Below are 10,549 nucleotides of genomic sequence, written 5' to 3' on the forward strand. Positions count from 1 at the left end.
GTAGAATTGGAAATCGAGGAGCGAAGGCGACTCAAAACAATTAAGTTTACTTGCATATGCCGTTGCGAGAAAATGACTAACTTTAGTGAAATTCATCTTTGACTGAATAATATGACGCAATCTGGATTTATAGCTGTAATTGATCTTGGAACATCCAAGATTAAAGGAGTTGTCGGCCGCAAGAACGAAAATGGGGTTATCTCCATTCTGGCAAGCAGTTCCATAGATTCCGGGAACTCGATCCGCAGAGGAATGGTCTATAATATCGAGCAGGCCGGCGCGAATGTTCATAAGCTGATCATGATGCTCGAAAACAGCCTGGAGCGGAAAATCGGCAGAGTATATGTTTCTCTTTCGGGGCAATCATTGCATACGCTGGAATTCAGTGAAATGCTGAGGCTCTCTTCGGGAATGGTCACAGAAGAGGAGGTGAATCGCTTACGCAGATCGGCCGAAAAATTCCAACCCGAGTTGAAACGCAATTACAGGATCGCAGATGTGGAATATTATATCGACGATAAACCGGAACCTAATCCGGTAGGGGTAACGGGCTCGGAGATAGAGGCCGGATTCAAACTGATCGTCGGGCGCCCCAACCTACTGGTAAACATCGAAAAAAGTATTACGGCCAAAACCGATCTGGAAATCGTGGATTATATCGTGGGACCGATGGTATCGGCAGCGATCGCATTGAACGATGAAGAGAAAGAACTGGGTTGTGCCTTTGTGGATTTCGGGGCGGGCACTACCACACTGTCGGTCTACAAGGGAGGAATACTCCGCCGCATGGTGGTTATCCCTTTCGGTGGAAAAAATCTTACCAAAGATATCTGTGCGTTGAACTTCACCGAGAATGATGCGGAACAGCTCAAGATAAAATTCGGGAAAGCTTTTGAAAGCCAGGACGGGCCTATGTTCTTATCCCCTTTCTCTTCGAAGCCCGACGTCGATCTTACCGAACTGAATAAAGTGATCGGCATGCGGTTGGATGAGATAGCGGCCAATATCAGGGAACAGATCGCCTTGTCGGGATACGAAGGCCAGTTGGGTGCAGGCCTGATAATAACAGGCGGCGCATCGCAGCTCAAAAATATTGACCTTTATCTCACGCAGAAATTGAAAATGCCGGTGAGAAGAGCATCCGCCAAGAAAACCTCAGTAAATAATTCTCCCGACCTCATGAACGATCCTTCATTCACCCAGGCGTTGGGTATGCTTCTTTTCGGCAGGGAGAATTGCGAAATGGTGAAGGAAGATCCTGCCGAAATGGAGGATGAGGGGGGCGGCAGATCCGGTTCCTCCGGTTGGTTCAGTACGAGAAGAAATACGAAAACAGAAAAAAAACCAAAAAGCGTCAAAAAAGAGAAGAAGCCCAGGCCTGAAAAGCAGGAGGGGGGATTCTTCTCGAAAATGGAAGATGTGTTCGGAGGTATTTTTTCGGAAGATGATGATGAATAACACTGTTTTTACTTGCAGGAGATGGACGACGAATTGTTAGATTTTCAGATAGAGAGCCGTACCGACGCTATTATCAAGGTGATCGGAGTGGGCGGTGGAGGCGGTAACGCCGTGAACCACATGTTTCAGGAAGGGATCCACGATGTCTCTTTTGCCTTGTGTAATACCGATAATCAGGCGCTGATGGAATCACCGGTGCCGGTAAAGGTGCAGTTGGGCGAACATACTACCGGCGGACTGGGGGCAGGGAATAAACCCGAAATTGCACAACGGGCGGCCGAGGAGAGTGTCGACCTGATCGAAGATCTTTTGAACGACGGTACACGGATGGTCTTTATCACCGCCGGAATGGGTGGGGGTACCGGAACGGGTGCCGCTCCCGTGGTTGCGCGCATAGCGAAAGAGATGGGTATACTTACGGTCGGCATTGTGACTATCCCCTTTATGTTCGAAGGGCCGAGGAAAATCGTGCAGGCATTAAAAGGAGTGGAAGAGATGGCAAAGGGCGTAGATGCGCTGCTGGTAATCAACAACGAGCGCCTGCGCGATATTTATAGCGACCTGACCATGCTCAATGCTTTTGCCAAAGCGGATGATACGCTGGCCACGGCTGCCAGGAGCATCGCTGAGATCATCACCGTTCACGGGCATGTGAACCTCGACTTCGCAGATGTGAATACAACGCTGAAAGATGGCGGTGTCGCCATCATGAGCAGCGGCCTGGGCAAAGGGGACGACAGGATAAATGATGCGATAAGGAATGCCCTGCACTCACCGTTACTTAACAACAACGATGTATTCAGCGCCAAGAAAATACTCATTAACCTCTCCTTTGGCGAGGAGTATCCGCTCATGATGGAAGAGATGAATGCGCTCCATGATTTTATGTCGAAGTTCAGCAGGGAGATAGAGGTTATCTGGGGAGCTGCTGTGGAAGGACCGCTGAACGAGGAAGTGAAGGTGACGCTGCTTGCTACCGGCTTCTCCATCACCAGTGTACCGGGTATTGAAGAGCATGAACAGGAAAAGACCAGGACCGAGCAGATACAGCAACAGATAGAAAAAGACGCGAAACTGGCCCAGGAGAAAAAAGACAAGGAGCTGATCGAGAAATATTACGGGAAGACCGGTTTGAAGACCTTGACCAGTGTCAACTACAGGCTGGAACCTTTTGTGCTTACCATTGACGAACTGGACGACGATAAAGTGCTGGAGGCGCTGGAGAAAACACCTGTCTTTAAACGGGAATCCAATTTCAATCCCCGCCTCTTTTCATCGGATGTGCAACAACAATCGTCCTCACTATTCGATTGATAGGGAGGGACAAATCATCACATCGTTACATCAACAAATCATTACATTAAAAATATGTCACTATTAGAGATCATTACCGACGAGATAAAGAAGGCCATGCTGGCCAAGGATAAGGTGAGACTGGAGGCGCTGAGGGCGATCAAGAAAGAGTTGCTGGAGGCCAAAACCGCCAAAGGTGCGGGCGACGAACTTACGGAAGCGGTGACGACCGCCATTTTGCAGAAGATGGTGAAACAGCGGAAGGACAGTGCGGAAATTTACACTGCACAAAAACGGGAAGATCTGGCCGAACCGGAGATTGCCCAGATGGAAGTGATCCGGGAGTTTCTTCCGTCACAACTTTCACCGGTGGAACTGGAGGCCGCGGTGAAGCAGATTATTGTTGAGACAGGAGCATCTTCTATGAAAGAAATGGGTAAAGTGATGGGTATAGCGTCTAAACAACTTGCCGGCAAAGCCGAAGGAAGAGATATTTCCGAAACAGTAAAACGACTGTTAGGGTAATATAACGGAAGGGATTATTCTTTTATCATTTTATAATTGGGTAATAATTCCCGATACCATTTTTCCAGTTTGTTATTTTTAAATTCGAACAGGTAGAATTCATCTCCATTAGTGTGAGTTTCTCTGTAAGATAGGATTTCTATCAGAACGTCATCCTCCATCCGTTTTTCTGTGATGGTGTAATTTTTCCCCAGGATGGTGGTAACTTGTTCTTTTGACATGCCTAACTCAAGCTTGTCCATTTTGTCACCTGTCATATACAATAGCGATCCACAGGCTGATAATACTATTGTGGCAAGAACAAAGAGTATGCAAATTATCCAATTTCGTTTCATGGGGTTTTAATTTATATCCTTTTCTGAGTAGTATAGGGGATTTAATTCCGCCTGCTATAAGGTATATAGACCTTTTTCAGCCGTTTATCCAGCTTGTTGCTTTTTCGTGCCTTTTTTTCCAGTTTTTGCAAATCCTTGTCCCTGTCTTTACCGGTGTTAAAATCTTCCGTCAGCATTAACAGGGATATTGTTTCGTCGTCAATAGAACGGATCGCGAAAACGACGGTGCTGTTTTCTATTATATCGTTCTCGGCAAGCTTGATCAGATAATCTTTTCCCGGTATGTGATCGAAGGATATGGAGTTATATCCCATGGGAGAGGTTGATATGGAGGTTATTTTGTCGCAGGGGGTGAAAAATATCCTTCCGTCATTGCCTGTCACTTTGCTGCTGATAAGTTTACCCGATTTATTGCGCGACTCCACCAGGATACCCTGCACGGCATAATTTTGCAGACTGACCGTTTTAATAACACAAGTATCTTTCCTGGAACCGTCTAATAACTGGAAAGAACTTTTCTCCCCTGGATAGTCGGATGTATGGATAAGCAGGTAATTACCATTCAGTTCATACGTCCCTTCACCCACCTGCGCCGAAGAAAGTCCCCCGAAGCCGCTTATACGGAATGTCACTTTTTCATTCGAAAAAGCAATCGAATCAGCTCCGTTCTTATAAGTTCCCTCTAATTGCTGTGCGATAAGGGGTATCCCTGAGAGAAGTATGCCTGCAAGTAACAGAATTCGTTTCATGTGTCATGTATTATATGAAAGGCAAAAATACGATTAATATTTGTGACCGAAAAAGATGAAATGTTAAAATGACCGTTTTCTCGGATATCTTCCGGTGATTGCCGCCATTATGGGATATCTGCTATAAAAAAGCCCTGCTTAACGGCTAAGCAGAGCTCTTGGAATATTGATTGAAGTTGTGGGCCGGAAATGTTTCTTACAGCCCTTTCTCCGTCAGATAGCGTTCCGCATCCATGGCGGCTCTGCAGCCGGTACCGGCCGCGGTGACAGCCTGCCGGTAGATGGGATCGGCCGCGTCGCCGCAGGCGAAAACACCTTCTACATTGGTTTTTGTAGATGGATGTTCCGTGACGATATAGCCCACCTTGTCCATCTTCAGGAAATCTTTGAATATATCGGTGTTGGGTGTATGGCCGATGGCGAGGAAAAACCCGTCGATGGGAAGGCCGTACCATTCTTCACCCGGCTCGCCCATCCGTTTCACCAGATGAACACCTTCCACCCCGTTTTCTCCGAAAAGACCTACCGCGTTGTGTTCGAAAAGGATCTCTATCCTGGGATTGTTCATCACCCGCTCCTGCATAATCTGCGAAGCGCGCAGATAGGGTTTGCGGACAATCATATACACTTTCTCCGCCAGCCCCGACAGGTAGGTTGCCTCCTCACAGGCGGTATCGCCGCCACCCACTACGGCTACTACTTTCTTACGGTAGAAAAATCCGTCGCAGGTGGCACAGGCCGACACGCCCTGCCCGGCATACTTGGTTTCATCCGCCAGACCGAGATATTTGGCGGATGCTCCGGTAGAGATAATGACAGTGTCGGCCTCGATCACCTGTTCATTGTCGATGGTCACTTTGAGGGGGCGTACCGAAAAGTCTACGGCGGTCGCCCTGCCGGAACGTACTTCCGTGCCGAATCTTTGCGCCTGTTTCTTGAGATCTTCCATCATCTCCGGCCCCGTGATCCCGTCGGGATAACCGGGGAAATTCTCCACTTCGGTGGTGGTGGTCAACTGTCCTCCCGGCTCCATACCCTCATAAAGAACAGGCTCGAGATTTGCTCGCGAAGCATAAATAGCTGCCGTATAGCCCGCCGGTCCTGATCCGATGATCAGGCAACGTACTTTATTTCTCATATTTGTTTTTAAATTTTAAAACCTTCTTCCGTATTGTCATATTGGAAGAAGGCGCAATAGATTATTAATTAGTCCAAAGTTACAACTTTTCTCCCATATAGTGTATCTGTTATTGCTATAATTTATCCCCGGTAAATGGAAAATATACTTACCTGAGATCGACTATTTCAACGCCGGGATGGTCGTTTTTATCGAACCTGAACATCGTGTCGCTGAATTGATGATTGGAGTTGTAGGCGGAGATATTGATAATGTTCTTCATTCCGTCGGCCAGGGTGAGAGTTACCTGTATGATATTGCCGCTCTCCTTGTCGATGGCGGCCGTGATGGATTTGAATTCTTTACTTGGGTTTACGGGAATCATATCGATAAGGTGTGTGCTCCTTCCGTGTATTGTTTTGGAAGCAGGCGCTTTCAATGTAAATCCGTTCTTGTACATTCCCAGAAGCGCAAGCGGGCTGATAGCAGCAATCTCATTCCCTGTGGGAGTACTGATATTCACTTCGTTCATATCTTTCATCAGCACCCACTGGGTTTTTCCGTCGAACCAGATATCCATGGCTTCCATTTCGAGTTTGAACTTGTCGCCTTTTATAAAAGCTTCTCCCGACTGTGGCGCGTAGGCGGTGCCATCTTTATCCGTCATGGTCGATTTGAATGACAGCCTGATGCCGTCGGAAGCTTCGTACGTGGCATATGCTTTGTCCAACAGCGCTTTCGCTTCATTTTGGTTTTGCGAAAAAGTATATCCTGACAGGAGAAAAATAGATAATAGGGATAGAATAGTTTTCATTTTGGCGGTTTTTGGATTTGTTTGATGGATTGGACTGCACAAACAGGTGTTGGTTTATTTTTCCTCAGTCATTTACCTCAACGAGTCCAATAATTTTTCCAATGAATATTCATCGGCGATGAATACTTCGCGGGGTTTGCTGCCCTGCACGGCGCCCACTATTCCTGCGGCCTCCAATTGATCCATCAGCCTTCCGGCGCGGTTATAACCAATGGAGAACTTGCGCTGAATGAGCGAGGTAGACCCTTGCTGATGCACCACAATAAGGCGGGCGGCCTCGTCAAAAAGAGGATCCCTGTCGTTCAGGTCGGCAGCACCGGGTGCGACTTCAATGTCGGATATTACTTCCGGAAGCGCAAAGGCAGCGTCATACCCCCGCTGTTTTCCGATGTATTGGGAAATATCCTCTACTTCGGGAGTATCCACAAAGGCACACTGGATACGGATGAGTGTGCTCCCCTGTGAAAAGAGCATATCACCCCGTCCGATGAGCTGGTTGGCCCCGCTCATGTCGAGGATGGTGCGGGAGTCGATCTGGGAAGTAACCCGGAAGGCCATCCTGGCAGGGAAATTGGCTTTGATGGTCCCGGTAATGATGTTGGTGGTGGGACGCTGCGTGGCGATTACCATATGCATCCCCACGGCACGCGCTTTCTGCGCGATACGGGCGATAGGCATCTCGATCTCTTTTCCGGCCGTCATGATCAGGTCGCCGAACTCATCGATCACCACTACGATATAGGGCATGTACCTGTGTCCCTTTTCCGGGTTCAGCCGGCGTTTGACGAACTTTTCATTATACTCCTTGACGGTGCGGACGTGGGCTCTCATCAGCAACTCATAGCGGTCGTCCATCTCTTTGGTAAGGGAGTTCAGTGTTTGGGTCACTTTGGTCACATCGGTGATGATGGCTTTCTCTTCATCCGGAAGTTTGGCCAGATAGTGCTTTTCAACAGCAGCATAGATGTTGAACTCCACCATCTTGGGGTCGATCAGCACCATTTTCATCTCCGAAGGATGCTTTTTATACAATAAAGAGGTGATGATGGCGTTCAACCCGACGGATTTTCCTTGCCCTGTGGCGCCTGCCACCAGCAGGTGAGGCATTTTGGTAAGGTCGAAGATAAAGACTTCGTTGGTGATAGTCTTTCCCAATGCTACAGGCAGTTCGTAGTTACACTCCTGAAACTTTTTGGAACTGATCACCGATTGCATGGAGACGATCTGCGGGTCTTTATTGGGTACCTCAATCCCGATGGTTCCTTTTCCGGGCATGGGCGCGATGATGCGGATACCCAACGCGGAGAGGCTCAGGGCGATGTCATCTTCCAGATTCCTGATCTTGGAAATACGTACCCCCGCCTGCGGCACGATCTCATAGAGGGTAATGGTCGGACCTACGGTCGCTTTGATAGAGGTTATCTCGATCCCGTAGTTGCGCAGTGTGTGAATGATCTTTTCTTTGTTCTCATTCTGCTCGTCCATATCTACTGCCCTCTCGCCGGTATTGTACACTTTCAGCAGGTTCATGGTGGGAAACCTGAATGAAGAGAGATCTTTCCGCGGATCGTAATCTTCCTGGGGCAACAACTCCGGCAGAGTCGTTTCTTCTTCTTTTTTATTTTCTTCCGGATGGGGGGTGTGGACGGCCTCATCATCTTCCGGAACGATCACTTCAAATTTATCCTCTCTCTCTATCGGAAATGGTTTCTTTGTCACGGAGGGCTTTGGAAACATTGCGACCGGATCCGCGGGATTGTATAGAGTACCGGCCGTCAGGGAGTCCTGTTCATCGGTTTCATGCTTTTCTTCGCCATGCCCTTCTTCCGCGAACGGTCTTACTTTCTTCAGCCATGTGAAGAACCGTTTGATAAGACCCGGTCTTTTCTCTTTTTCAGGTTCATCCGGGTCATCTTCCTCTATGGTGGGGAAAGTTTCGTTTTGCGAGGCAAATGATGAGGTTCCATTGATCAATGTCTCCTGTATCCTGTACATAGAACTCTTCCGGAGGGCTACTACAATGATTGTGATAAACAGTAGGATAAGTAGTACAATGCCCGGCCACCCCACACTGCTTTCCAGTATCCGTTCAATTTGCATACCGTGTGCACCGCCCCATTTTACATGGGTGTCGGGGAAGATCCCATCCAGGATGAAGGCACTGGAGACAGAACCTCCGATGAGTCCGAATGCGGTGATGAAAAGGGCTTTCAGGAATGGGAAATCAGAAACCTTCATCATACGCAGCCCTATATAGATCAGAAAGATGGGGATAAGCGCCGAAAACAGACCGAACCATTCATTGACAAACAACTCAGCAATATAGGCGCCGCCGGCACCTGTCCAGTTTTCCACCTCCGGAGCTTCGGAGCGGATCAGTTCAGTGAAAGTTTTGTTTAATACTTTGCTCTGGTCGGCTGCACCGGTAAAGAAGAAGGAGACAATGGCAAGCAACATGAAGATGCCGATGAAGGCAACGATCACTCCTGTGATGAAATGTACCCGCTCATTCTTCAAAAAGGAGGCGATCCTCTTCTTTTGTCCTTGTTTTGGTTTTTGTCTTGGTCTTTGCCTTTTTTTCTTTCTTCTGGCCATATAGGATATAATATTTCCTGGACTGTTTGTAATAGCTGCAATCAACAGTATAAACGCTTTATAAAACGTTACTGCAAAAGTAATAAAAAAATATCGTATAGCAGAAGGATGTGGCTAAACAAAGTAAATGTCTGAAAATTATATTATTTGGGTATTATGTTGTTCTGTTTCCCTTTATAGTTATAAATGAAGGATAAACCAATATCTTTAGTAATCATTGCATTTATTGACCACTTTGCAACATCCTCTCAGAAGTGGGGAATTGCAATCCGGCCTATTTGATATTATAAAATCTGCCTATTTCTTCTTGCCTGCCAGATAGATACCTCCGATAAGGAGAATGACAGCTCCGCCCAGTTGGATGTAAGCCGTTTGTTTGGAGCCTTTGTCCTCTGCAGTGATGTCTATGCCTAATACTTCCACCGAGTTTGAACTTTTCTGTAATCCGGTTATTCCCAGATATCCTAAAAAAATTGCTCCTCCAATAAGAATGATACCGATAATTGTTTTCATATGATTTTTATTTTGTTATATGCCCATCCTCTTTGTTGTCGGATGAATGATCTATTTCTGTTTTGTTGATGACTTCAATAGGCTTGTCATCTGTTATTTCCACGAGTCTTGTGGAAACAGCGTATCCGTCTGGATAGATCTTTTCGCCTATTTCGTTGGCCCATGCTTTTGTGAATTCGGCCCCGATATAGACAATAATAGATGAATAGTATATCCATGTCAGAAGGATAATGAGAAACGCGGCCGCACCGTATACCGATGTGGTATTCCGTGTTCCGAGATAAATGGATATGGCAAATTGTCCGAGCAGGAAAAGGACAGTGGTTACTATAGCCCCTACCGTTACGTCTTTGAACTTTATTTTAGCATCAGGCAATATTTTGAAAATCAATATGAATAAAGATGATACGACTATGATGTTTATGACCACCCCGATAACCTGGAAAAGAAGGGCCGTTATATCCGGAAAATAATCTATTAATTGTTGCCTCAAACTGTTTATCAGGGTAGAAACGGACAATGTGATCAATAGCAGAAATCCCAGTACCAGAATAATGGAAAAAGATAATACCCTGTTTCTTAAATAGTGCAGCCATCCTTTTTTTGGTTTGGGTTTTATCCCCCAAATGGTATTCAACGAAGTTTGCATTTCCGCAAAAATAGTGGTAGCTCCGAAGATCATTACCCCTAAACTTATGAGTCTTGCCAGGGTAGAACTATCCGATTCCGATGCATTTCTTATGATCGCCTGCACCTGTGTAGTTACTTCGGTGCCCATCAACTCGTTCATTGTCCCGTATAGTTGAGACGTGATATCCTGTTCGAACCATGCGCCGAAAGTAACAATGAAGGTGAGAAAAGGTACCAGGGCGAAGATAGTGGCATAAGCCAAAGAAGCACTCAACTTGGTCACACCGTCATTCGTAAATCCTTTTATAGTCAACAGAAGGATATTGATGATCGATTTGAAAGAAATTCTCCTGCGAATCCGTTCTTTTTCCATACTAACAATAGTAATTGAACTATTTGTATAACAAAATTTTCCCGCTTATTGTTCTTTCTATACGGATGGGGATAGCTTTCTTCCCAAAAATCGAAAGGTCCGCGAATCACTTCGCAGACCTCCCTTGTTAACACAATCTTCATGAAA

10 protein-coding genes are annotated in these 10,549 nt (G+C 46.5%); 3 read left to right on the forward strand and 7 right to left on the reverse strand.

Translation table 11 applies throughout. The features are described from left to right. Nucleotides 1-111: 111 nt before the first annotated feature. Genes ftsA through Q0502_RS07880 form a run of 3 tightly spaced genes read left to right on the forward strand, consistent with a single transcriptional unit; the run spans nt 112 to nt 3,276 of the window. Nucleotides 112-1,458: a cell division protein FtsA gene (gene ftsA, locus Q0502_RS07870; RefSeq protein WP_298649319.1), complete on the forward strand. Its 1,347-nt coding sequence runs from the start codon at nt 112-114 to the stop codon at nt 1,456-1,458. A gap of 21 nt (nt 1,459-1,479) precedes the next feature. Further along, nucleotides 1,480-2,772, forward strand: coding sequence for a cell division protein FtsZ (gene ftsZ, locus Q0502_RS07875; RefSeq protein WP_298649321.1), 1,293 nt, complete (start codon nt 1,480-1,482; stop codon nt 2,770-2,772). Nucleotides 2,773-2,826: 54 nt separating this feature from the next. After that, nucleotides 2,827-3,276, forward strand: coding sequence for a GatB/YqeY domain-containing protein (locus Q0502_RS07880; protein ID WP_298649324.1), 450 nt, complete (start codon nt 2,827-2,829; stop codon nt 3,274-3,276). Nucleotides 3,277-3,290: 14 nt separating this feature from the next. Here the strand turns inward: Q0502_RS07880 and Q0502_RS07885 are convergent, their stop codons facing one another. From Q0502_RS07885 to Q0502_RS07915, 7 genes are all read right to left on the reverse strand, one after another. Continuing rightward, nucleotides 3,291-3,533 (reverse strand): DUF3192 domain-containing protein, encoded by a 243-nt coding sequence (locus Q0502_RS07885; RefSeq protein ID WP_298649325.1) that lies wholly within the window; start codon nt 3,531-3,533, stop codon nt 3,291-3,293. Nucleotides 3,534-3,652: 119 nt separating this feature from the next. Then, nucleotides 3,653-4,360 (reverse strand): hypothetical protein, encoded by a 708-nt coding sequence (locus tag Q0502_RS07890; protein WP_298649327.1) that lies wholly within the window; start codon nt 4,358-4,360, stop codon nt 3,653-3,655. A 196-nt stretch (nt 4,361-4,556) separates the two neighbouring features. Continuing rightward, the gene (gene trxB, locus Q0502_RS07895; protein ID WP_298649328.1) at nt 4,557-5,498 is read right to left on the reverse strand and encodes a thioredoxin-disulfide reductase; all 942 of its coding nucleotides are present in this window, start codon (nt 5,496-5,498) and stop codon (nt 4,557-4,559) included. Between the two features lie 148 nt (nt 5,499-5,646). Then, nucleotides 5,647-6,291 (reverse strand): LolA-like putative outer membrane lipoprotein chaperone, encoded by a 645-nt coding sequence (locus Q0502_RS07900; RefSeq protein WP_298649330.1) that lies wholly within the window; start codon nt 6,289-6,291, stop codon nt 5,647-5,649. Between the two features lie 72 nt (nt 6,292-6,363). Further along, nucleotides 6,364-8,886, reverse strand: coding sequence for a DNA translocase FtsK (locus Q0502_RS07905; protein ID WP_298649332.1), 2,523 nt, complete (start codon nt 8,884-8,886; stop codon nt 6,364-6,366). Between the two features lie 297 nt (nt 8,887-9,183). Continuing rightward, a complete protein-coding gene (locus Q0502_RS07910) occupies nt 9,184-9,399 on the reverse strand; it encodes a hypothetical protein (protein ID WP_298649335.1) in 216 nt (71 codons plus the stop codon). Nucleotides 9,400-9,406: 7 nt separating this feature from the next. Then, nucleotides 9,407-10,402, reverse strand: coding sequence for a YihY/virulence factor BrkB family protein (locus Q0502_RS07915; RefSeq protein WP_298649338.1), 996 nt, complete (start codon nt 10,400-10,402; stop codon nt 9,407-9,409). Between the last annotated feature and the right edge of the window lie 147 nt (nt 10,403-10,549).

It is taken from the genome of uncultured Proteiniphilum sp. (assembly GCF_937873925.1).
Lineage (GTDB): Bacteria > Bacteroidota > Bacteroidia > Bacteroidales > Dysgonomonadaceae > Proteiniphilum.